Source organism: Deinococcus maricopensis DSM 21211, from assembly GCF_000186385.1.
Classification (GTDB): Bacteria; Deinococcota; Deinococci; order Deinococcales; family Deinococcaceae; genus Deinococcus_B; species Deinococcus_B maricopensis.
Genome location: NC_014958.1, coordinates 2504336 through 2525235, shown reverse-complemented (window position 1 = coordinate 2525235; position 20900 = coordinate 2504336). Strand labels below are relative to the sequence as shown.

Here is a 20900-nt window from a genome sequence, read left to right as displayed (position 1 = left end):
GCATACCCCGCGCGTCGCCGAATGGTTCCCGCACTCCAGGGCGCCCGCGCGCCGCGCGCTAGACTGCGGGCGTGGCCGGGTTTCAACGAATCTTCCTGAGTCTGATCGGCGGCGCCTCGACCGCCCTGATCGCGTACGGCGTGGCGTTCTCGCGCGGCTGGCCGATGGGCATGGTCGAAGTGAACGGCGTCCGCAAGTACGGCTTCAAACTGCACGGCGACGCGGACCTCGCCGCGCGCCTCATTCCCCTCGAACTCCTGATCGGCCTGCTGGTCGCGTGGCTGATCTGGCGGGCGTTCACGCGCCGCGCCGCCACCACCCCGCGCGCCGACGCCGAAGAACGCATGGTGTACCGCTACGCCATGCGCAAGGGTGGCCGCTTCACCCTGCGTGACCTCGAGGTGGGCTCGCCGCTCGGCGCGGGCGCCCGCGCCGCCGTGCAGCGCCTCGAAGCGCAGGGGCGCGTCGTGCGCGACGGAGACGACTACCGCCTCGCGTGAGCGCGCCGGACGCCCTGTTCGACCTGGCCGTGAACCGCGCCGCGAACACCCTGCGGGGCCTGCGCCCCGCAGACCGCGCCGCCGCGCTCGCCGAGTGGCACGCCCGCACGCGGTTCGCGCGGCGCGTGCCCCTGCCGGACATCGAGGCGCGCCTCGAAACGCGCCCGGACGGCGCGTGGCACTGGGCGGGCGGGCCGGGCGGCGCGTGGCAGCCCGGAAAGGCCCGCTTCCCCTGACGCTCAGGGCAGTTTGATGCCCGTGAGGTACTGGTACGTTTCGAGCGCGTACCGGTCCGTCATGCCGCTCACGTAATCCGTGAGGGTCAGCAGGCGCTCGTACGTGCTCAGGTGCTCCAAGAGCCGCCCGCGTGCGCGCCGCGCGAGCACCTCGTGGTACGGGGTGGGGGAGAGGACATAGAACTCCTCCGGCACCAGCTGCTGCAGCTTGCGGCTGTCGTGCCCGTCCGGGCGCGTCACGAACGCGTCCGCGAGGGCGTCCAGCAGGCCCCCGAGCGCGCGGTACCCGGCCAGCTCGATCTGCAGCACCCTCGTGCTCTCGTACCCACGCTCACGCGCGAGCGCCTTGAGGGGCGCGTACCGCGCGGCGTACTCCGGAATGCTGTGAATCAGGTCACTCGTGAACGTCCCCGCCTCGATCTCCGGCAGGTGCGCGCGGAACGCGTCGAACGTGTCATCCACGAGGCGCGCGATCACGCGGTTCTTCGCGCGTGCCGCGCGGTTCGCCGGGAACGCCGCGTGGTCCTCGCCCGCGCCTTCCTCCCACGCGTGCCCGCCGAGGTCCGCGGCGTTCGCGTACACGTCCAGCAGTTCCCGCAGCCCGATCAGGCCCAGCCGGTACGCGTCCTCCAGGTCCGCGACGGCGTAGCAGATGTCGTCCGCGGCCTCCATCAGGTACACCAGCGGGTGCCGCACGTACCGCTCCCGCTCGCCCGACTGCCGCGTGAGGCCCAGCCCCGCGAACACCCGCGCCGCGAGGGGCGCGTCCGCCTGCACGTACCCCCACTTCGCGTACGCGTGCCCCGCGTCCGGCCCGCAGGACGTGCTCGGGCACGGGTACTTCACGAGCGTGCCGAGCGTCGGCAGCGTCAGGCGCAGGCCCCCGTCACGCTCGCGCGCCTGCGTGCGCGCGTAGATGCGGAACGTCTGCGCGTTCCCCTCGAACCGCAGGAAATCCTCGCGTTCCGCCAGCGTCAGGTCCAGGCCCGGGTGCGCGTTCAGGAACCGCGCCGCCCACGTGCGGATCGCGTCCTCGCCGCTGTGCCCGAACGGCGGGTTCCCGACGTCGTGCGCGAGGCACGCGGCGCTCACGACCGCGCCGACATCCTGCGCGCTCACGCCCTCCGGCAGCAGCGTCTCGGCGCTCAACAGGCGTCCCGCCCGCTCCCCCAGCGACCGCCCGATGGACGCGACCTCCAGGCTGTGCGTGAGGCGCGTGCGCGTCGTGTCGCTCTTGCTGAGCGGGAACACCTGCGTCTTGTCCTGCAGGCGCCGGAACGCGCTGCTGAACGTCACGCGGCCCGTGTCCTGCTCGAACGGGCTGCGCTCCGGGTCGCGCGCCTCCCCGGGCGCGCCGAGCCGCTCCGTCGTGAGCAGCCGCGCCCAGCGCGCCGCACGCGTCATGCGGGCGCGCGCACGCCCGCCGCGACCGCCGCCAGCGCCACGCGCACGCCCCGCTCGATCTCCGCCTGCGGCAGGTACGCGAGGACCTCGCCGGGCCGCGCGTCCAGCGCCATCCACTCGTTCGCGGGCACGTGCAGGAACCCGCACGGCACGCGCTCCCCCAGGTGGTGCCGCGCCGCGAACATCGCCGCGTTGCACAGGTACAGCCCGGCCGTGTTGCTCACGTACCCGGGAAGGCCGTGCGCGCGCCACGCCGCCAGCACGTCCGGCAGCGGCAGGGTGCTGAGGTACGCGTCCGGCGCGCCCGGCACGACCGGCTCCCCGGACAGGCGACGCCCGGCGTTGTCCGGCAGGGCCGCGTCCTGCACGTTCACGGCCACGCGCTCCAGCGCCAGCTGCGCGCGCCCGCGCGCCACGCCCGTCAACAGCACCGCGTCCGGTTGGTGCTCGTCCAGCAGTGCCCGTACTGCCCCGGGCGCGCGCGCGGCGTCCACGGGCAGGACCGCGCCGATCACCTGCGCGCCCGCCACGACCTGGCCGTGCAGGGCCGCCACCACCGCTTCGGTCGGGTTCACGCGGTCCCCGCCGAATGCCTCAAAGCCAGTCAGGAGCAAACGCATGCGCCCAGCGTACCTCGCGCCCGTACGCTGAACGCATGCGCACCCTCCTGACCGCCCTCACCCTCGCCGCCCTGGGCGTGGCGTCCGCCGCGACGACCACGCAGTACGCCATGCTCACGAACGTCACGCCCACGCCCCAGGGCCTGCGCGTCACCGCTGATTACGTCGACGTGTTCACACCCGGCCCGCTCGAGTACGCGCGTGCACAGAAGCTCGGCTTCCAGGGCACCCTGAGCGCGTTCTACGCCCGGATGCCGGGTGGACTCTGGGTGCGGAACGTCAACCCGCAGGTGAGAACGCTGCTGTTCCCGACCGGCACCACCTTCGCCCTCGCGTGCCTGCAGGACCAGGAGGGCGTCCGCGTCGTGGACGCGGCGACGTTCACGGCGGCGTGGGCGGGTCGCCCCCCGAAAGGCTGCTGGCCTGACACGCCCAAACGCCTGCTCGTGTCGGTCGTCAGCGAGGACGGCGGCGTGGCGTACGTCGCGCAGGTGTACCAGCCCTGACACTTCGTTCCCCTCGCCACAGGGGCGCGCCGCTGCCCGCCCTATGCTGCCTTCGTGCCTGAACTGCCCGAAGTGGAAACCACGCGCCGCAAGCTCGAACCGCTCCTGCTCGGGCGCACCATCGTCCGCATCGAACACGACGCGCCCGACAAGTACCGTGACACGCACCGTGCGCACGGCCGCGTCGTCCGTGACCTCACGCGGCGCGGCAAGTACATCCTCGCGCGCCTCCAGGACCCCGACGGGCACGAGGACGACGCCGAGCTCATCGTGCACCTCGGCATGACCGGCGGGTTCCGGTACGAGCCGGGCCCGCACACGCGCGTGACCCTGCACACCGACGAGGGCGCCATCTACTACCAAGACGCCCGCAAGTTCGGGAAGTGGGCAGTCGTGGACCCCGGCGCGTACGCGAGCATGCCGACCCTCGCCGGCATGGGACCCGAGCCGCTCGGCGACGACTTCGCGGTGGACGCGTTCGTGCGGGCCGCCGCGACGTGCGGCCCCGTGAAGCCCTGGCTGCTGTCGCAGGTGCCCGTGGCGGGCGTGGGGAACATCTACGCGGACGAGAGCCTGTGGCGCGCGCGCATCCACCCGGCGCAGCGCCGACTCACGCTGGACGAGGCGACGCGCCTGCACGCCGCCATCCGCGAAGTCATGGCCGAGGCGGTGCAGGCGGGCGGCAGCACCCTCAGCGACGGCACGTACGCGCAGCCGGACGGCCTGTCCGGGCTGTTCCAGCAGCAGCATAACGCGTACGCCCGCGACGGCGAACCGTGCGCGCGGTGCGGGACCACCATCACGAAAAGCGTCCTGGCGCAGCGCGGGACGCACCACTGCCCGGCGTGCCAGGTGCGCCGCGACTGACGCGCGGCAGGACGAGCCGGGTACACTCGCCGCATGACGGACCTCACTTCCCTGCGACTCACGTACGCGCGCGGCGAGTTGCGCCGCGCGGACCTGCACGCCGACCCGGTGCAGCAGTTCACGCGCTGGCTGGACGAGGCGCTGCGCGCCGACCTGCCCGAGCCATACGCCATGACGCTCGCCACTGCCGACGCTCAGGGCCGCCCCAGCGCCCGCACTGTCCTGCTGCGCGGCGCGGACGCACGCGGGTTCACGTTCTACAGCAACTACGACAGCCACAAGGGCCACGACCTGAACGGCAACCCGCACGCGGAGCTGCTGTTCTACTGGCCGCAGCTGGAACGGCAGGTGCGCGTGCGCGGCGCGGTGACCCGCGTGCCGGACGAGGAGAGTGACGCGTACTTCCACGCGCGCCCGCGCGAGAGCCAGCTGGCCGCACACGCCAGCACCCCACAAAGCGGCGTGATTCAGGACCGAGCGGCCCTCGAAGCGAAGTTCGCGGCCTTGCACGCGCAGTACCCGGAAGGCACCGAAGTGCCTCGCCCGGCGTTCTGGGGTGGGTACCGCATCGTCCCGGACGCGTTCGAGTTCTGGCAGGGCCGCCCGAACCGCATGCATGACCGCTTCCGGTACGCCCGCACGCCCGGCGGCTGGAGCGCCGACCGGCTGATGCCGTAAATGCGGGAACGTACGCGCGGGCCGGCGCGTATCGTGAATTGGAACGTTATGGTCTACCTTCTGCTACTCCTGGTGGGCGGCGCGCTCCTGCTGCTGTCCCTGCTGACCGGGCACGACCACGACTTCGGCGCGGGCCACGCCGACGCCGGCGAGGTCGCGTCCTGGCTGAGCGTGCGGGCCGTGGTGGCCTTCGCGGCCTTTTTCGGCCTGGGCGGCGTCGTCGCCGGCGCGCTCGGGTACGGCGGCGCCGCGCAGTTCGCGTACGCGCTCGCGGCAGGCCTGCCCGTGAGCGCGTTCGCGGCGTGGCTCACCCGCGTCGCCCGCACGCGCGGCGAGGTGCACACCGGCGCGGGGCGCGTCGCCGGCCGCGTCGGTATCGTCCGCATCCGCCCGGAAGGTGCCCGGCCCGGCAAGGTCGAGGTCATCATGGCCGGGCAGTCCACGCAGCACCTCGCCCTGAGCGACGACGCCCTCAACGTCGGCGAGCAGGTCATCGTCATCGGCATCGAGCGCGGCGTGCTGCACGTGCGCCGCTGGGACGGGCGCTGAGCCCGAACAAGGAGTTTCCGTGAACGACATTCTCGTGCTGGCCGGCATCATCCTGATCGGCATCATCCTGATGCTGGTCCTCATCCAGAACCTCCTGATCGTCGTGCCGCCCAACAAGGTGCTGGTCATCTCTGGCCGCGCGCGCAAGACGCCCGAGGGCGACACCGTCGGGTACCGCGTGATCCGCGGGGGCCGCGCGTTCCGCATTCCCGTGCTGGAGAAGGTCGCGTGGCTGGACCTCACGACCATCCCGCTCGACCTGAGCGTCGAGAACGCGTACAGCAAAGGCGGCATCCCCCTCAAAATTCACGCCGTCGCGAACGTGAAGATCAACGCCGAGGAGCCGTACCTCAGCAACGCCATCGAGCGGTTCCTGGAAGTGCCGCGCGAGGCGATCACCAGCATCACCCGCGACACGCTCGAAGGGAACCTGCGCGGCGTCATCGCCACGCTCACGCCCGAGGAGATCAACGAGGACCGCCTGCGGTTCGCCGAAGCGCTCATCGAGGAAGCCGAGCATGACATGAGCAACCTCGGCATCAAACTCGACACGCTCAAAATCCAGAACGTCAGCGACGGCAGCGGCTACCTCGAAAGCATCGGGCGCCGCAAAACCGCCGACGTCCTCAAGGAAGCGCGCGTCGCCGAAGCCGAACGCAACGCCGAAGCGACGCAGGCCGAAGCGCAAGCCCTGCAGCGCTCCCAGGTTGCGCAGGCTATCAGCCAGCAGGCGATCCTCGAGGAGCAGAACAAGCTTGAGGTGCGCCGCACCGAACTCGGCGCTGTGCAGCTCGCCCGCCAGAACGAAGCGGCGGTGGAAAGCGAACTGGCGCGCGTGCGCGCCACGCAGGCGTTCGAGCAGGAACGCGCGCAGCTCGAAGCGGCGCTGCGGCAGCGCCAGGCGCAGAGCGCCCGCGAAGCGCGCGTGATCGAGGCGCAGCAGAACGCCGAAGCCGCTGAAGTGGAAGCGCAGGCGCAGCAGCGCGCGCAGATCGCGCAGACGACGTCGCAGCAGGCCATCCTGGAACGCCAGAACGAACTGCGGGTCCGCACCGCCGAACTGAACGCCATTGCCGCTGCGAAGGAGAACGAATCGAAAGTCGCGGCGGAACGCGCGCGCGTCGTCGCGGAGCAGCAGCTGGAGCAGGAACGCATCGTCCTGAACCAGAAGAAGTACGAGGCGGACGTGATCGCCCCGGCGCGCGCGCAACGCGAGGCACGCCTGCTGGAAGCGCAGGCGGCCGCGGCGCCCATCATCGAGGAGGGCCGCGCGAAGGCCGAAGCGGTCCGCCTGCTCGTCGAGGCGTTCCGCAACGCCGGTCCGGAAGGAGAACGCGCGTTCATCCTGAACATGCTGCCCGGCATCGTCAGCGAGTTCGCGCAGAGCGTGCGCGACATGAGCATCGACAAGGTCACCGTGATTGACAGCGGCAACGGGCAGGCGACGCGCAGCGCCATCAGCACGTTGCCGATGAACATCGTGTCGCTGGTGGAGCAGGTGGAGACCTCCACCGGCGTGAACCTCCTGTCCCTGCTGCAGAACCGCCCCGCGAGCGAGCCGAGCGCCGCGAACGACTGACCCGGTCAGGCTGAAGCGCAGGCCACCCACCCCTGTAGGTGGCCTGCGCTTCTCCCCCGGCGGCGTCGCCGACGCTGGGGACCGCGGCTCTGGTCGACCGGCCCACCGTGGTCCGGTCGCCCCCACGGTCCGAGGCTTCATCGTGCGGTCGAGGCATCACGAGACGCAGGCGACACCTTCACCGGGGCGTGCTCAGGCGTGCGGGGTCGCTGGTCGTGCAGGCCCGGTGCGCCCTACAGCGCTTCTTCATGCCCTAGCCTGGCTCGCGCGGAAGCGTACGAATCGTTACCGTCGCCCCGCCGACGCGCCCCGATATCATGCGCGGTGGAGGTTCCATCTATGAGCAACCTGTACACCGCAGAAGCCACCGCCACCGGCGGCCGCGCCGGACACGCCCGCACCAGTGACGGCCGCCTGGATGTCGACCTCAGCGTCCCCAGCGAGATCGGCGGGGACGGCGGCACCGGCACGAACCCCGAGCAGCTGTTCGCCGCCGGGTACGCCGCGTGCTTCCAGGGGGCGCTCGGCGTCGCCGCGCGCCGCCAGAAGGTAAGCGCCGACAACAGCGAAGTCACCGCGAAGGTTGGCCTGGAAAAAGAAGGCCTCGGCTTCAAGCTGAACGTCGAGATTGCCGTCCGCCTCCCCGGCGTGGAACGCGACGTGGCCGAGAAGCTCGTGCACGCCGCGCACGAGGTGTGCCCGTACAGCAACGCCACCCGCGGCAACATCGACGTGCGCCTCAGCGTCATCGACTGACCGGCGCAGCAAGGGGAGGGGCCACGCACGTGCGTGGCCCCTCCCCTTGAGCTCTTAGCGGCTCAGGTCGTCTTCGCTTTCGCCCATGTTGGTGCTGGGCGGGTCGCTCGTGATCATGCTGCCCTGCACGGCCACGTCGTGGTCATCCAGCCCCTTCTGCTGCGCGGACTCCGGCGCGGTCTGCGGCGTGGGCGCGCTGTCGTTCTCATTCTGGGGCAGGTGCTGCGGTTCTTTCTGAGCATCGGTCATGATGGCCCTCCTGCCCTGAACGTATCGTGCGCGTCCACGCGCCGCATGACGCGCACGTAAACGCTCGTTCATGCCCCTCCGCACGCGGTATTCAGGCACCCAATCGCAGGACGCTGCTGTTCCCCCGCAGGACGTACAGCAGCACGCCCGCTTCCTCTAGGACGCCCGCCTGCCGCTCCAAGTCCCGTACCGCGTCGGGCGGCGCGAAGCGAATAGGCCGCCCCACCTCGCCCGGCTCCAGGTAGAACCCTTCGGGCAGGACGATCACCACGACGCGCCGGGCGTACGCGCGCGCCGCGAGTGCCGACGCGAGGAACGCCGCGCCGGCCCGCTGCGTGATCACGATCAGGTTCCCGCCCGGCTCCGGCTCGGGGATACGCGCAGGGGCGTCCGGCTGGGCGTGCAGGCGCGCAAGGCGTGAGAGCGCGGACCGCAACGCCTCGGGCGTCCGCCCGCCCAGGCTGCGCCCCTCGGCGTCGCTCACCACGACGGGCACCTGCAACTCCAACGCCTCGCGCGTGAGGCTCGCGGCGAGGCGCGCGGCGGCCTCCACGTACTCGTCGGTGCCGCGTGCGTCCACGTGCACAGTCACGCGGCTCGCGGCGGTGCGTTCCACCTCGCGGACCATGGGGGTGCCCATGCGGGCCGTGAGGCGCCAGTGCAGCCGAGCGGGCGGGTCGCCGGGCACGTACGGCCGCGCCCCCCGCAGGCTGATCGGATCGTCCAGGCCGACGGTGCGCGCCAGACTCCCCTCGGACAGCAGGGGGCGCAGCAGGTCCGGGAGGACCAGCCCGTGCGTGCCCGGGTACACCTCCAGCGCGTCCGGCACGGTGAGGGGCGCGCGGTGCCAGAACAGCCCGAGCGGGTCCGCCCACGCGAGCGTCGAACCGCTCCACGCGTGAACGCCGCGCCGCTGCGGCGTGAGCGTCGCCGCATGCGTGAGGGCGAGCCGCCCGAACACCAGCCCACCCAGCGTGAGCTGCGCGTCCGGCACGACCGTGCGCGGTGTGGGGTCCTCGATCAGGACGCGCGTCGGCAGGCGCGCATGCACGCGGATCGTCACGGTCAGCGGCACGCGGTCTCCCTCGAACGCCGCGGGCGGGTACGTGCGCGTCAGCTGCACCTGCGGGGGCCGAGCGTACAGGACGCGCAGCAGGGCCACCAGCGCCAGCAGCGCCGCCACCCACGCGAGCAGCGCCATCACTGTGCGGGCGCCGCCTCGGCCGGGACGGGCTGCGCCCGCACGACCTCCGCGACGATGGCGTCCGCACGCAGACCCGACAGGCGCGCTTCCGCGCGCAGCACCAGCCGGTGCGCGAGGACGCCCGCCGCGGCCGCCTGCACGTCGTCGGGCGTTACGAACGCTCGGCCCGCCATGCCCGCCAGGGCCTGCGCGACCCCCTGCAGCGCGAGGCTCGCGCGCGGCCCCGCCCCGAGCGTCAATGCCGGGTGCGTGCGCGTGCCCGCCACGAGGCCCGCGATGTACGCGCGCACGTCATCACTCACGAACACCTCCCGCACCTGCGCGCGCACCCGCAGCAGTTCGTCGGCGTCACTCACGGTACCCAGCGCGTCGATGGGGTGGGCGCCCTGCAGGTTCGCGAGCATCGCGACTTCCTCCGCCAGCGTGGGGTACCCCACCGAGAGCTTCAGCAGGAACCGGTCCAGCTGCGCTTCGGGCAGACGGTACGTGCCCTCATGCTCCACCGGGTTCTGCGTGGCGATCACCACGAATGGCGGCGCGAGGCGGTGCGTCACGCCGCTTTCCGTCACCTGCCCTTCCGCCATGGCTTCCAGCAGCGCCGACTGCGTTTTCGGGGTGGCGCGGTTGATCTCGTCGGCCAGCAGGATGCCCGTGAAGATCGGGCCGGGCACGAACTCGAAGCGCCCGTCGCGGTACACGCTGACGCCCGTCACGTCGCTCGGCAGCAGGTCCGGCGTGAACTGCACACGGCTGAACTTCAGGCCCAGACTGACGGCGAGGGCGCGCGCCAGCATGGTCTTCCCGGTGCCCGGCGCGTCCTCCAGCAGCACGTGCCCACCGGCGACGACGCCCGCGAGCGCCACGCGCGCCACGTCCTCCTTGCCCACCAGTACGCGCGCCACGTTGCTCAGTACCCGCTCCGTAAATTCCTTCATGCGTCCTCCGCTGTGTTCATCTTGAGTTCGGTGGCGCGCGCCGCCCCTTCAGCGGCGTCCGCGTCCGCTTCGGTGACCATCCCGCCGTACCGGACCGGGTCGTACGCGGCGCCCAGTGTGCGCAGGGCGTCCGCGAGGTCCGGGTGCACCTCGGCCACCCGCCGCAGGTAGGCGCCGGGCGTCTCGTGCGGCGCGCGCGACCACCCGGCCCGCGTGAGGGCCGCCTCGGCGCGGCGGTACGCGGCGCGCACCCGGTGCAGGCGATGCTCCGCGGCGTCGCCCTCGCCCGCCGCCCCTTCCGGCGCCGCGCCCTCCGGCGACGCCGCGCGCGTCCGCAGCACCAGTGTGGCCACGGCGACCAGCACCCCGAAGGCCAGGACGCTCAGGCCCACGAACGGCCAAGTCGGCACGGACGGGGCCCGCGCCACTGGCGGGCGCGGCGCCGGGGCGGGCGCGGGCCGCGCCGGGGCGTTGACCCTCGGCGGCGTCTGAGACGGCGCGAGCGTGGAGGTGGAGGGCGGCGTCGCACGCGAACCGAACGCGTACACCAGCAGCGACGCCGCCATCAGCGCCGCACCGGCCGCCAGGGCGTAATCGGACCAATGCCGGCCCCCCTCGCCCTCCGCGCGACCGCGCGTCCGCCACCGAAGGGCGAGCAGCACCAGCGCCATCCCCAGGGCCAGCAGCGTCACGGCCGTCTGAACGGCCGCGTCCGGCTCCGCCCGTGCTCGTGGGGCCGGCGCAGCGGGGGTGCCGCGCGCACCCTGCCGCGCCCCCAGGCCACCCCCCAGCACCGCGCCGGGCGGGCGGTTGGGCGGCGCGGTGCGCGCCAATGGCGACGCCGCGTCCGCGAGCCGCGCCCCCCAACCATCCGCGCGCGGCAAGAACGCCGTCGCCAGCGCCAGCGCCGCCGCCCCGACCGCGACCATCCCCCACGCCCGCCAGCCTGGCCATGCACGCGTTGCCCGGCCTTCCGGGCCGTCCCGCAGCGCCAACACCAGCAGGAACGCCGCCAGCCCCGGCGCGGACGGCGCCCACAGGAACAGCGCGGCCAGCACCCACCCCCCGGACGGCGCGCCCTCACGCAGCGCCTCGGACGCCACTCCCAGCAGGACCGCCACCACGCCGTACACGAGCGCCGTCGTCGCCACGCCCAGCACGTCCGGCGCGCGCGTGAACGCCAGCAGGCCCGCCACCAGCAGCGGCAACGCCCACTCGTTGCTGCGCGTCCGCACCGCGCGGCTCCACGCGCTCACCGCCAGCGCGACCGCGAACGCCGCGCACACCCACGCGGGCAGCGCGCCCAGCATCACCCACGGCAGCAGCGCCGCAAGCGCCGCACCCCGGCGGTCCGCCGCGCGCGACCGACCGAGCGCCTCCCTGAGCATCACCATGCCGACCTCCCCCTGCTCATCTCCATACGCCCCGCGCCCGCGAACGTTCCCAACGACAAACCGCCCCCGAAGGGGCGGCGTCACGGTGCAGGCTCAATCGAGGAAGTCGCGGAGCTTGCGCGTGCGGCTCTCGTGGTACTTGAGTTTCCTCAGCGCCTTGTTCTCGATCTGGCGGATGCGTTCGCGCGTCACGTTGAAGCGCTGCCCGACCTCCTCCAGCGTGTGCTCGCGGCCGTCCACGAGCCCCTTGCGGAACTTCAGGACCATCGCCTCGCGCTCCGTGAGCTTGCTGAGCGCCTTCTCCAGCTCCTCGCTGAGCAGCGTCTTCGCGGCGTTCTCGACGGGACTGTCGAGGTTCTCGTCCGGAATGAAGTCCCCGTAGAAGCTGTCCTTCTCGTCGCCGATGGGCGTCTCGAGACTTACGGGCTCCTGGCTGACTTTCTGGACTTCCTCGACCTTCGCGGCGTCCCAGCCGGGCCCCATCGCCTCGGCGATCTCCTCGTACGTCGGTTCGCGCGACAGCTCCTGCTGCAGCTGACGGGCCGTGCGCGTGAGCTTGTTGATCGTCTCGACCATGTGCACCGGAATGCGGATGGTGCGCGCCTGATCAGCAATCGCGCGGTTGATGGCCTGACGGATCCACCACGTCGCGTACGTCGAGAACTTGTAGCGGCGGCGGTACTCGAACTTCTCGACTGCGCGAATCAGGCCCTGGTTGCCTTCCTGAATCAGGTCCAGGAAGCCCAGGCCACGCCCCGTGTACTTCTTGGCGATGCTGACCACCAGGCGAAGGTTCGCCTCGATCAGGCCCTGACGCGCCGCGGCGCCGTCCTCCACCTGACGCTGCAGGCGGCGGCGCTGACGGTCCTCGAGTTCCGGCTGCTCATCCAGCACCTTGCGGGCTTCCTCGCCCTCCTCGATGCGCCGCGCGAGGCTGATTTCCTCCTCGAGCGTCAGCAACGGCACGCGGCCGATCTCGTGCAGGTACTGCCGCACCGGGTCGTTGCTGACCGCGCGCGGCATGTCATCGAAGTAGCCTTCTTCCTCGTTCTCGGCCGCCTCGTCGGTTTCCGCTTCTGCTTCCGCTTCGGTGTCCTCGTCGTCATCGACGTCCTGAATGTCGATGCTCAACCCCTGCAGGTAAATCTGCAGGTCCTCGAACGCGTCGCTGCTCTCCGGATCGAGCCCGTTCGCTTCGAGGGCCGTGGACAACGCCGCCGCGACGTCCTCGCTCGACAGCACGCCGGCCGTCCGGCCAATCTTGATGAGGTCCTGAATCGCCGGGTGCGCGTAGTACGGCTTCTCCGCCGCATTCGCGGTGCGGGCGGGCGCCGCGCCCTTGTCAGCGTCGCCCTTCTTGGCGGCGCGCGTCGCCGGCTTAGCGGCTTTCGCCTTCGCGGGCTTCTCGGCTTTCGCAGGCGCGTCCACCGCGCTGCTCGCAGCGCGTTTCCGCGTGGGCTTCGGCGTCTCGGGAGTGGGCGTGACGTCCGAGGCGGAGGCCTCGGCCACCTGCGCGGGCTCCGGAACGCTCGCGTTCACGTCGTCCGTGCTGACCGCGGGCTTCTTGCGGGTTTTCGGGGCGCTCGCCGCAGGGGCGGGCGCCGCAGCGGCGTCCGGGTCCTGCTCGGCTTTGGGCTTGCGTGCGCGCGCGGCGATCTTCTTCTCAGTCATGCGCCCTCCAGGTGCGTGGCAGCGGATGCGTGGCAGTCGGCTCAGAGGTTCGTCGGGTCACGTTCAACGGGTCAGTCTAGCAGACACCGCTGCGGCTGCGCGCGGCCATTCAGGCTTTCTGCGCCGCGAGCACCTTGAAGCCCCGCACGCGCGTCAACTCCTCGACGGTGCCCCACGCAGCCAGCAGCGGCTCGTACGGCAGGAAATCGTTCGCCACCAGCACCGCCACCCCGCCCGGACGCAGCCGCCGCCCCCACGACGCAATGAACGCCGCCGTCACGTCCAGCACCACCCGCCGGCCCACGTGGAACGGCGGGTTGCTCAGCACCGCATCGAACGTCTCCGCGTCCAGTGCGCTGTCCACGTCGCTGTGCAGCGCCCGCCCCGCCAGGCCGTTCGCCGCGAGCGTCGCCTGCGCCGACCGCACCGCTGACAGGTCATCATCCAGCATCGTCACGTGCGCGCCCGCCCGCGCCGCGTGCGCGCCGATCACGCCCGCCCCGCACCCGTAATCTGCGATGTCCAGCCCCGCCAGGCTGCGCCCCAGCACCTCCGGCGCCTCGCCGAGCAGCAACTGCGTCGCAAAATCCAGCCCCGCCGAACTGAACACGCCCGGCAACGCCGAGATCTGCAACTGGTTCACCTCGTACGTCGTTGGCGCCGGCACCGGCACCACCGCCTGCGACGTGCGCGTCAACGCCGCCACGCGCATCCCCCCGTCGCGCGCGATGATCTCGCCCGCCCCGAAGGCCGCGCGCGCCCGCTTGAAGTACCGCTCGAACCCCTTGTCCTTGTCCCCCGCGAGGTACAGCGTTCCGCCCGGCGCCGTGCTCGCGTGCGCCCACGCCGTCAACGCCTCCGCGTGCGCGTTCCCGCGGTCCCCGGCGAGCACCGCGCTCACCTGCGCGCATGTGCCCACGTCGTCCCCCGGCACCGCTGCCGCCGCGCCGAACCCCTGCGCGGCCAGCACCGTCAACGCCGCCCGCGACGCCTCGACCACCTGCACGTCCGCCCCGAGGGCCGCGCGGGTCAGCCCGCCCATCGCCGTGAGGTCCAGCAGCGGTCCCTCCACGCCGCGTTTCAGCAGCGTGGTCACCAGCAGCACCTGCGCGTCGTCCACGCCCGGCGCGCCCCGCACGCCCGCCTTCGTCCGGACCTCCACGTCCGACAGCCTCGGCGGAACGCCCGCCCGCACCACATCGAAGTACGTCATCGCCTCCCAGGATAAGGCCGTTCTCATGAGGCGCTCGTCCACGCGGCGCAGCATACGCGCATGCAATCCCCCCTCCTCCCCCTGCTGCTTCTCGCCCTCGGCACCGCCCACGCGGCCACCACCCGCCTCGATCTGCCGGACCGCCAGCAGCCCGCCTGGGCCCTGTGCGACGCCCTCGACCGACCCGAAACCCTCGTGATCGGCACGCCCGACCGCACGGGCCGCGCGGAAATCACCACGCTCAGCAAAACCACGCCGGGCGCGTACCGGTACGCCGCGTGGCAGGTCGGCCGCGCCGACGCTGGCGCCGGCAACGTCTACTATCCCCTCAAGGCCCGCAGTGACGCCCCCGGCGGCACCAACGATGCCCTGCACTTCCTGAACGGCGGCCTGACCGCCAACCCCGCGCTAGAACTCACGCCGCTGCTGGTGGGCGCCACCCTGAACGGCCAGGCGCGCACCTGCCGCTGGCTGCCCGGCACGCGCTTCATGGGCGTCACGGACCGCCGCAGTGTCCTGATCACCCAGGACGCCCGCGGGCGCCTCACGTACCAGACCTTCGACTTCGCCCGCTTCAGCACCCAGGGTGTGCGCAGCGTCCCCGGCGACGGCGCCGCCCGCACCAGCACGCCCAGCTTGACCGTGCCGGGCGGCACGGGCGGCACTGGCACGTACACCTTCACGAACGCCGGGTACACGTACCGCGTGCGCGTGAGCGGCGGGCACGCCACCCTCAGCGTCCAGCAGGGGGCCCGCACTGTTCAGACCGAAACGTTCCGCGCGTTCACGGTCGGCAGCGCACCCCGACGGTAAGCATGCGGAGGGCAGGGGCGCGGTACTGACGCCGCGCCCCTGCCCCCTGGCGTGAGGGGCCACCACCAGCGGGGAAGGGGCCACCGCAGGGTTCGGGCGACCACAGCTGAACCTCTGAACCAACCACAGCGTGCACCGGCTGTCAACGCCCAAATGGACGATGTGTTTTTGCCACCTCGGAATCGCGTAAATATCGCGCCAGACGATGTTACCGTGACTTCGGAGGAACACCCATGCCCAATACGTCCCTGAAAGCCGCCCTGGCCATCCTGCCGGCGCTCGCGCTCGCTGCCTGCGGGCCCCGCGTGACCCCCCCGGACCCCATGGCCTCGTTCACCAGTCAGAAGCTCGACTGGCACACCTGCGACCAGAGCATCCTCGGGTTCGACCTCGACCTGTCGAAATACGTCGGGGACCGCGCTCGCTGCGCTGACGTGAACGTCCCGCTCGACTGGAGCAACCCCACCCGCGGTACGGCCAGCTTCTCGCTGCTGCGCGTGAGCGCCGAGAAGCCCGCCGCCCGCAAGGGCGCCATCTTCTTCAACCCCGGCGGCCCCGGCGGCGACGGTCTGGCGTTCGCCGTGCAGTACGGGTACCTGTGGTCCAAGGCGAGCACCAGCTCCCCCGTGGGCCAGAACCTCAAGACGCTCAGCGAACAGTACGACCTGATCGGCTTCTCCCCGCGCGGCGTGGGCGCCAGCACCCGCATCTACTGCGGGACCAACGAACTGTACGCCCCCGTCAACCACCCCGCATCCGACCGCAGCCAGCGCAACATCGACGCGATGATCCGCAACGCCCGCCTCGACGCCGCCGCCTGCCAGAAGAACCCCATCACGCCGTTCATCAACACCGACGCCACTGCCCGTGACCTGAACCTCGCCCGCCAGCTCCTCGGCGACGAGAAATTCAACTACGTCGGCTACTCGTACGGCACGTGGCTCGGCGCGTGGTACGCCAAGCTGTTCCCCGCCAACACGGGCCGCATCCTGCTGGACGGCAACATGGGTCTGGACGGCGACATGGCCAAGACGTTCATCTCGCAACCCAAGGCGTTCGAGCGGGACTTCCGCGAGGTCGCGCTCGCGTACGTGGCGCGCCACAACGACCTGTACCAGCTCGGCAGCACCCGCGAGCAGGCGTACACGCAGTTCGACGCGCTCAGCGCCCCCCTGAAGTACGCGGCCAGCAACGTCATCGCGCACGCCATGTACAGCGCGGACCTCATGCCCAGCATCGGCGAGACCCTGGTCGGCGCGCGCGGCCTGCAGGCGATCCTCAGCGCCCACCCGGACGCGGACGTGAACGCCGTCGCGGCGGCCGTGCAAAGCGTCAAGTTCTCCGATGACGCGGACCTCGATGCGGCTGCACGCGAGCAGGCGTTCGGGCTGCTCGGCGTGTACGACGCGCTCGTCCACCCCACGCCCCAACCGGCGGAACTGGAGAACTCCAGCGCGGCGTTCACGGCCATCACCTGCAACGACACGCCGTGGAACACCGACCAGAACTACTGGACGAAACTCAGCGACCAGATGGCCAAGGACTACCCGCTCATCGGCGGCGCCGAAGCCTACACGAGCTGCGCGTACTGGAAGAACTGGACGGTCAAGAAGCCGGCCGTGCCCGCGAACATGCCGCCCGTCATGATGCTCCAGAACGAGTATGACCCGGCCACGCCGCGCGAAGGCGCGCTGGACGGCTGGAAGTCCCTGCCGGGCGCGCGCATGGTGTTCATCGACAACGAGTCGCAGCACGCGGCGTTCCCGTACGGCACGGAGTGCGTGGATCTGCCCATCACGAAGTACTTCCTGGACGGCACGCTGCCCAAGGACACCTTCACGGCGTGCCAGGCCAAGCCGCTGCCCGGTGAGACGCAGGTGTACCCGGTCGGCGAGGACTACGTCAAGACGACGGGCCTGAGCGTGCAGAACGTGGGCGCGAGCGCGTACCAGTCGGAGGTGGGCGTGCAGGAAGCCCTGAAGGGTCTGCGCGACATCATCGAGCGGAACGCGGTGCAGCCGGGCGGTCTGCGCCAGCTGCCCCGTCAGTAACGACCGCTGAGTGAGGCCACGCAGGCACCGCCAACGACGGCGGTGCCTGCGTGTTCGTCAGTGTTCGGTGCCGAACAGCAGCAGCGCCACCAGGGCGGCGTCGAGCAGCCAGGCGGTGGGGCGACGGTAGCGGGGGTCACGCCGGGCGCGGACGACCGTGAGGGCGAGGCGCGCGGCGAGCAGCGCCGCGACGAGCGGGATGGGCGGGCGGCGCGTGAGGCCCAGCAGGGGCAGCAGCAGCAGCAGCGCGAGCGCGGCGAGCAGCAGCAGGTTCAGCAGGGCGTACGGGTCGCGTTGCGGAGGCACGCCCGACAGCATAGCGGGCCCGGACGCTCAGGCGTCCGGGCCCGCTCGCCGTGGGTTCAGGCGCGTTCGAGGTAGATCACGGCGTGCGGGGGCACGTCAATGAACAGGTGCCCGTCGTGAACGGGGAGGTCGCCGATGGGCATGGCGCCACCGCCGTACCAGGGGTCGTCGCTGTTCAGGATCGCGCGGTACGCCCCGCCGTCCACGCGGACGCCATAACCGTACATGGGGACGGCACTGAGGTTCGCGACGACGATGACCTCGTGCTGGCCGCCCGGGTCGCGGCGCGCGAACGCGTACGCGTTGCGGTGCGCGTCGTCCGCGTTGATCCAGCGCATACCGCCCTCGTGGTGGTCACCGCAGTGCAGGGCCGGGTGCCCCCGGTACAGGAAATTCAGGTTCCGCACGAGCGTCATGACGTCCGCGTGGTCGGCGTACGCCGTGAGGTGCCAGGGGAGGGACGCGTCATGGTTCCATTCGCTCGTCTGCGCGAATTCCTGCCCCATGAACAGGAGCTTCTTGCCGGGCGTGGCCCATTGCAGCGCGAGGAAGGCCCGCAGGCCGGCGCGGCGCTGCCACCAGTCGCCGGGCATCTTCTCCACCAGGCTTTTTTTCAGGTGGACGACTTCGTCGTGGCTGATGGGCAGCATGTAGCGTTCGCTGGTGCGGTACACGTTGAAGAATGTGAGCTTGTGGTGCGCGTACTGGCGGTAGATGGGGTCCTGCTCGAAGTACGCGAGGGTGTCGTTCATCCAGCCCATCGCCCACTTGTAGTCGAAGCCGAGGCCGTCGGGCGTGGGTGACGTGACGCCCGGGAACGACGTGCTCTCCTCGGCGATGGTGATGGTGCCGGGCGCGAGGTGGTGGACGGCGTCGTTGAAGCGTTTCAGGAACCAGATCGCTTCGAGGTTGTGGTTCCCGCCGTACCCGTTGGGGAGCCACTCGCCGGCGCGGCGGGAGAAGTCGAGGTGCAGCATGCTGGCGACGGCGTCCACGCGCAGGCCGTCGATGTGGTAGTCCTGCAGCCAGGAGAGGGCGGAGCCGATCAGGAACGCGGCGACCTCGTGGCGGCCGTAGTCGAAAATCAGGGTGTTCCAGTCGGGGTGGTAGCCCTTGCGGGGGTCGGCGTACTCGTAGGTGGGGGTGCCGTCGTACGCGGCGAGGCCGCCCTCGTCGGTCGGGAAGTGCCCGGGCACCCAGTCGAGGAGCACGCCGACGCCGCGTTCGTGCAGGTGGTTCACGAAGTACTTGAAGTCCTCGGGGGTGCCGTGCCGCGCGGTGGGGGCGTAGTAGCCGGTCACCTGGTAGCCCCAGGAGCCGTCGAAGGGGTGCTCCAGGACGCCCATGAGTTCCACGTGCGTGTACCCGAGGTGGGTGACGTGGTCGCCGATGCGGTGCGCGAGTTCGCGGTAGTTCAGGAATTCGTTCGACCAGCCGCGCGCCCAGGAGCCGAGGTGCACCTCGTAGACGCTGATGGGACGGGTGACGCCAGCGTCGCGGGTGCGCATCCAGTGCTCGTCACCCCAGGCGTACGGCTCCGGCGCCCAGACGCGCGCGGCGAGGCCGGGGCGGAGTTCCATGCTGTGCGCGTACGGGTCGGTCTTGTGGACGGCGCGGCCGTCGGGCGTCGTGACGATGTATTTGTAGAGCTGCCCGTGGTGCGCGTGCGGCACGAAAGTGCTCCAGACGCCCCAGCCGTGGCGGTGCAGGGGGTGTTCGTCGTGGTTCCAGCCGTTGAAGTCGCCGATGACGCTCACCCTCTGGGCGTTGGGGGCCCAGACGGCGAAGCGCATCCCGGTCACGCCGCCCTGGGTGTCGGGATGCGCGCCGAGCAGCTGGTCGGGGCGCACGAGCGCGCCGTTGGCGAAGTCGCGCAGGGTGTCGTCCGTGAGGGGAAGCGTGTCGGGCATGCGCCCAGCTTAACGTGGGCCTATGCTGGAAACGCTCCCGGCGCGGCTTGAACGGCTTTATCCAGCGTTCATGTGCGTGTGGGCCTCAGCGGTCCTCCACGACGTATTTGCGGAACGCCCGCAGGATGCTCAGGCCCACGTCGCCGCTCTTTTCCGGGTGGAACTGCGTTGCGTGGATGTTCCCCTGACTCACGACCGACCAGAAGCTCGCGCCGTACTCGCTGATGGCGCCGCTGTCCACGTCCACGTCGAGGGGCACGTAGTAGCTGTGCACGAAGTACGCGTACGCGGGGCAGGCGAGGTCACGCAGCAGGGGGGAGTCGCCGACGCGGTCGATGCTATTCCAGCCCATCTGCGGGATTTTCAGGCGCGTCTCGGTGGTGGCCGCATCGAAGCGGCGCACCGTGCCGGGCAGCAGGCCCAGGCCGCGCACGCCCGGCGCCTCCTCGCTGCCGTCGAGGAGCATCTGCATGCCGACGCAGATGCCGAGCAGTGGCACGCCCGCACGCGCCGCGTCGAGGATCGGCTGGCGGAAGCCGCTCGCGTCGAACGCGTCCATGACCTGACGGAAGTGACCCTGGCCGGGCACCACGAGCGCGTCGGCGCTCGCCACGTCAGCGGGATCGGCACTGACGGTCACGTCGAACCCGGCGCGTTCCAGGGCCTTGTGGGCGCTGCGGACGTTTCCGGCGCCGTAGTCGAGCAGCAGGGTGCGGGCGCTCACAGGGCCCCCTTGGTGCTTGGAAGCGCGTCGGACGTGCGGCGCACGGCGTCCCTCAGCGCGCGCGCGAAGGCCTTCATGGTCGCTTCGATGACGTGGTGCGCTTCGCGGCCGGCGAGCAGGCGGACGTGCAGGGTGACGCCTGCGTGGTTGCACAGGCCGCGCAGGAATTCACGCAGGTGGTAGTGGGTCATGCCGCCCGCGTCGCCCCAGACGTCGAGCCGCTCGGGTTCGAAGGCAAGGTGCGCGCGGCCGGAGAGGTCCACGACGACGTGCACGAGGGTTTCGTCCATGGGGACGAAGGCGCTGCCGTACCGCTCGATGCCGCGCCGGTCGCCGAGGGCCTGGGTGAGCGCCTGCCCGAGCGTGATGCCGGTGTCCTCGGCCAGGTGGTGCAGTTCGACGTGGAGGTCGCCGGTGGCCTGCACGTCCAGCCCGAGGCGGCCGTGGCGGTGCAGCTGGTCGAGCATGTGGTCGAAGAAGCCGTGGCCGGTGTGCAGGTGGGCGTGTTCGGGCGCGTCGAGGTGCAGGGTCGCCTGAATCTGCGTTTCGAGGGTGTTGCGTTGCACGGTGGCGCTGCGCAGGTGGGGCGGGGCGGCGGGGCGGTCGGTCACGGCGCCAGTGTAGTGGTTGCGCCTTGGTGGATGGCGGCGTGGCTTGCATTGCGGTCCAGACAGGTCGAGTTGGTCTTTTTGGTGTCGTGGTGAATTAGTTTGTTGACAGCAGAGTACCTGCTGC

The 20900-nt window shown here is 71.3% G+C and carries 22 protein-coding genes; 10 read left to right on the top strand and 12 right to left on the bottom strand.

The genetic code is table 11. The features are described from left to right. Positions 1 to 71 precede the first annotated feature (71 nt). Both DEIMA_RS11750 and DEIMA_RS11745 read left to right on the top strand, forming a co-directional pair. Positions 72 to 500, top strand: a complete 429-nt coding sequence (locus DEIMA_RS11750; RefSeq protein WP_013557483.1) for a hypothetical protein — start codon at positions 72 to 74, stop codon at positions 498 to 500. Then, entirely contained in the window at positions 497 to 736 is a 240-nt protein-coding gene (locus tag DEIMA_RS11745; protein ID WP_013557482.1) for a hypothetical protein, read from the top strand. The genes DEIMA_RS11750 and DEIMA_RS11745 overlap by 4 nt, the downstream gene beginning before the upstream one ends. Positions 737 to 739: 3 nt before the next feature. Here the strand turns inward: DEIMA_RS11745 and dgt are convergent, their stop codons facing one another. Both dgt and DEIMA_RS11735 read right to left on the bottom strand, forming a co-directional pair. Continuing rightward, complete coding sequence (gene dgt, locus DEIMA_RS11740) at positions 740 to 2140, bottom strand: dGTP triphosphohydrolase (RefSeq protein ID WP_013557481.1); 1401 nt, start codon at positions 2138 to 2140, stop codon at positions 740 to 742. Next, on the bottom strand, positions 2137 to 2760 hold the full coding sequence (locus DEIMA_RS11735) for a pyroglutamyl-peptidase I (RefSeq protein ID WP_013557480.1): 624 nt from the start codon (positions 2758 to 2760) through the stop codon (positions 2137 to 2139). The genes dgt and DEIMA_RS11735 overlap by 4 nt, the downstream gene beginning before the upstream one ends. 35 nt (positions 2761 to 2795) lie before the next feature. Between DEIMA_RS11735 and DEIMA_RS11730 the strand changes: the two genes are divergently transcribed. From DEIMA_RS11730 to DEIMA_RS11705, 6 genes are all read left to right on the top strand, one after another. After that, positions 2796 to 3266, top strand: coding sequence for a hypothetical protein (locus DEIMA_RS11730; RefSeq protein ID WP_013557479.1), 471 nt, complete (start codon positions 2796 to 2798; stop codon positions 3264 to 3266). 54 nt (positions 3267 to 3320) lie between these two features. Next, a complete protein-coding gene (locus tag DEIMA_RS11725) occupies positions 3321 to 4133 on the top strand; it encodes a DNA-formamidopyrimidine glycosylase (RefSeq protein ID WP_013557478.1) in 813 nt (270 codons plus the stop codon). A gap of 33 nt (positions 4134 to 4166) precedes the next feature. Then, positions 4167 to 4811: a pyridoxamine 5'-phosphate oxidase gene (gene pdxH / locus DEIMA_RS11720; protein WP_013557477.1), complete on the top strand. Its 645-nt coding sequence runs from the start codon at positions 4167 to 4169 to the stop codon at positions 4809 to 4811. A 48-nt stretch (positions 4812 to 4859) separates the two neighbouring features. Further along, the gene (locus DEIMA_RS11715) at positions 4860 to 5360 is read left to right on the top strand and encodes a hypothetical protein (protein ID WP_013557476.1); all 501 of its coding nucleotides are present in this window, start codon (positions 4860 to 4862) and stop codon (positions 5358 to 5360) included. Between the two features lie 19 nt (positions 5361 to 5379). Continuing rightward, a complete protein-coding gene (locus DEIMA_RS11710; RefSeq protein ID WP_013557475.1) occupies positions 5380 to 6939 on the top strand; it encodes a flotillin family protein in 1560 nt (519 codons plus the stop codon). Positions 6940 to 7278: 339 nt separating this feature from the next. Next, positions 7279 to 7695: an organic hydroperoxide resistance protein gene (locus tag DEIMA_RS11705; RefSeq protein ID WP_013557474.1), complete on the top strand. Its 417-nt coding sequence runs from the start codon at positions 7279 to 7281 to the stop codon at positions 7693 to 7695. Between the two features lie 54 nt (positions 7696 to 7749). On the opposite strand, the gene DEIMA_RS11700 is transcribed toward DEIMA_RS11705, so the two are convergent. The 6 genes from DEIMA_RS11700 to DEIMA_RS11675 form a co-directional block, all read right to left on the bottom strand. Further along, the gene (locus DEIMA_RS11700) at positions 7750 to 7944 is read right to left on the bottom strand and encodes a hypothetical protein (protein WP_013557473.1); all 195 of its coding nucleotides are present in this window, start codon (positions 7942 to 7944) and stop codon (positions 7750 to 7752) included. A gap of 91 nt (positions 7945 to 8035) precedes the next feature. Beyond that, positions 8036 to 9145 carry a DUF58 domain-containing protein gene (locus DEIMA_RS11695; RefSeq protein ID WP_013557472.1) on the bottom strand — a complete coding sequence of 370 codons (1110 nt, stop codon included), beginning with the start codon at positions 9143 to 9145 and terminating at the stop codon, positions 8036 to 8038. Beyond that, on the bottom strand, positions 9145 to 10083 hold the full coding sequence (locus DEIMA_RS11690; RefSeq protein ID WP_013557471.1) for an AAA family ATPase: 939 nt from the start codon (positions 10081 to 10083) through the stop codon (positions 9145 to 9147). The genes DEIMA_RS11695 and DEIMA_RS11690 overlap by 1 nt, the downstream gene beginning before the upstream one ends. After that, a complete protein-coding gene (locus DEIMA_RS18870; protein ID WP_013557470.1) occupies positions 10080 to 11477 on the bottom strand; it encodes a DUF4129 domain-containing protein in 1398 nt (465 codons plus the stop codon). Before DEIMA_RS18870 ends, DEIMA_RS11690 begins: the two co-directional genes overlap by 4 nt. A 93-nt stretch (positions 11478 to 11570) precedes the next feature. Further along, on the bottom strand, positions 11571 to 13148 hold the full coding sequence (rpoD, locus tag DEIMA_RS11680) for an RNA polymerase sigma factor RpoD (RefSeq protein WP_013557469.1): 1578 nt from the start codon (positions 13146 to 13148) through the stop codon (positions 11571 to 11573). 109 nt (positions 13149 to 13257) lie between these two features. Continuing rightward, positions 13258 to 14361 carry a class I SAM-dependent methyltransferase gene (locus DEIMA_RS11675; protein WP_148234955.1) on the bottom strand — a complete coding sequence of 368 codons (1104 nt, stop codon included), beginning with the start codon at positions 14359 to 14361 and terminating at the stop codon, positions 13258 to 13260. 60 nt (positions 14362 to 14421) lie between these two features. Here DEIMA_RS11675 and DEIMA_RS11670 point away from each other — a divergent pair, with 60 nt between their 5' ends. Both DEIMA_RS11670 and DEIMA_RS11665 read left to right on the top strand, forming a co-directional pair. Continuing rightward, positions 14422 to 15174, top strand: coding sequence for a hypothetical protein (locus tag DEIMA_RS11670; protein ID WP_013557467.1), 753 nt, complete (start codon positions 14422 to 14424; stop codon positions 15172 to 15174). Between the two features lie 233 nt (positions 15175 to 15407). Beyond that, positions 15408 to 17225 (top strand): alpha/beta hydrolase, encoded by a 1818-nt coding sequence (locus DEIMA_RS11665; protein ID WP_013557466.1) that lies wholly within the window; start codon positions 15408 to 15410, stop codon positions 17223 to 17225. A gap of 57 nt (positions 17226 to 17282) precedes the next feature. Here the strand turns inward: DEIMA_RS11665 and DEIMA_RS11660 are convergent, their stop codons facing one another. The 4 genes from DEIMA_RS11660 to hisB all read right to left on the bottom strand — a co-directional run bounded on the left by DEIMA_RS11660 (position 17283) and on the right by hisB (position 20746). After that, positions 17283 to 17531 carry a hypothetical protein gene (locus DEIMA_RS11660; protein ID WP_245528316.1) on the bottom strand — a complete coding sequence of 83 codons (249 nt, stop codon included), beginning with the start codon at positions 17529 to 17531 and terminating at the stop codon, positions 17283 to 17285. Positions 17532 to 17587: 56 nt separating this feature from the next. Continuing rightward, a complete protein-coding gene (glgB, locus tag DEIMA_RS11655) occupies positions 17588 to 19441 on the bottom strand; it encodes a 1,4-alpha-glucan branching protein GlgB (protein WP_013557464.1) in 1854 nt (617 codons plus the stop codon). 85 nt (positions 19442 to 19526) lie between these two features. Further along, on the bottom strand, positions 19527 to 20165 hold the full coding sequence (hisH, locus tag DEIMA_RS11650) for an imidazole glycerol phosphate synthase subunit HisH (protein WP_013557463.1): 639 nt from the start codon (positions 20163 to 20165) through the stop codon (positions 19527 to 19529). After that, the gene (gene hisB, locus DEIMA_RS11645) at positions 20162 to 20746 is read right to left on the bottom strand and encodes an imidazoleglycerol-phosphate dehydratase HisB (RefSeq protein ID WP_043817331.1); all 585 of its coding nucleotides are present in this window, start codon (positions 20744 to 20746) and stop codon (positions 20162 to 20164) included. Before hisB ends, hisH begins: the two co-directional genes overlap by 4 nt. Positions 20747 to 20900 lie beyond the last annotated feature (154 nt).

Coding starts and splice junctions, on each gene's coding strand:
- dgt (WP_013557481.1), bottom strand. CDS start 2,140: ATGACGCGTGCGGCGCGCTGGGCGCGGCTGCTCACGACGGAGCGGCTC.
- DEIMA_RS11735 (WP_013557480.1), bottom strand. CDS start 2,760: ATGCGTTTGCTCCTGACTGGCTTTGAGGCATTCGGCGGGGACCGCGTG.
- DEIMA_RS11730 (WP_013557479.1), top strand. CDS start 2,796: ATGCGCACCCTCCTGACCGCCCTCACCCTCGCCGCCCTGGGCGTGGCG.
- pdxH (WP_013557477.1), top strand. CDS start 4,167: ATGACGGACCTCACTTCCCTGCGACTCACGTACGCGCGCGGCGAGTTG.
- DEIMA_RS11715 (WP_013557476.1), top strand. CDS start 4,860: ATGGTCTACCTTCTGCTACTCCTGGTGGGCGGCGCGCTCCTGCTGCTG.
- DEIMA_RS11705 (WP_013557474.1), top strand. CDS start 7,279: ATGAGCAACCTGTACACCGCAGAAGCCACCGCCACCGGCGGCCGCGCC.
- DEIMA_RS11700 (WP_013557473.1), bottom strand. CDS start 7,944: ATGACCGATGCTCAGAAAGAACCGCAGCACCTGCCCCAGAATGAGAAC.
- DEIMA_RS11695 (WP_013557472.1), bottom strand. CDS start 9,145: ATGGCGCTGCTCGCGTGGGTGGCGGCGCTGCTGGCGCTGGTGGCCCTG.
- DEIMA_RS11690 (WP_013557471.1), bottom strand. CDS start 10,083: ATGAAGGAATTTACGGAGCGGGTACTGAGCAACGTGGCGCGCGTACTG.
- DEIMA_RS18870 (WP_013557470.1), bottom strand. CDS start 11,477: ATGGTGATGCTCAGGGAGGCGCTCGGTCGGTCGCGCGCGGCGGACCGC.
- rpoD (WP_013557469.1), bottom strand. CDS start 13,148: ATGACTGAGAAGAAGATCGCCGCGCGCGCACGCAAGCCCAAAGCCGAG.
- DEIMA_RS11675 (WP_148234955.1), bottom strand. CDS start 14,361: ATGACGTACTTCGATGTGGTGCGGGCGGGCGTTCCGCCGAGGCTGTCG.
- DEIMA_RS11670 (WP_013557467.1), top strand. CDS start 14,422: ATGCAATCCCCCCTCCTCCCCCTGCTGCTTCTCGCCCTCGGCACCGCC.
- DEIMA_RS11665 (WP_013557466.1), top strand. CDS start 15,408: ATGCCCAATACGTCCCTGAAAGCCGCCCTGGCCATCCTGCCGGCGCTC.
- glgB (WP_013557464.1), bottom strand. CDS start 19,441: ATGCCCGACACGCTTCCCCTCACGGACGACACCCTGCGCGACTTCGCC.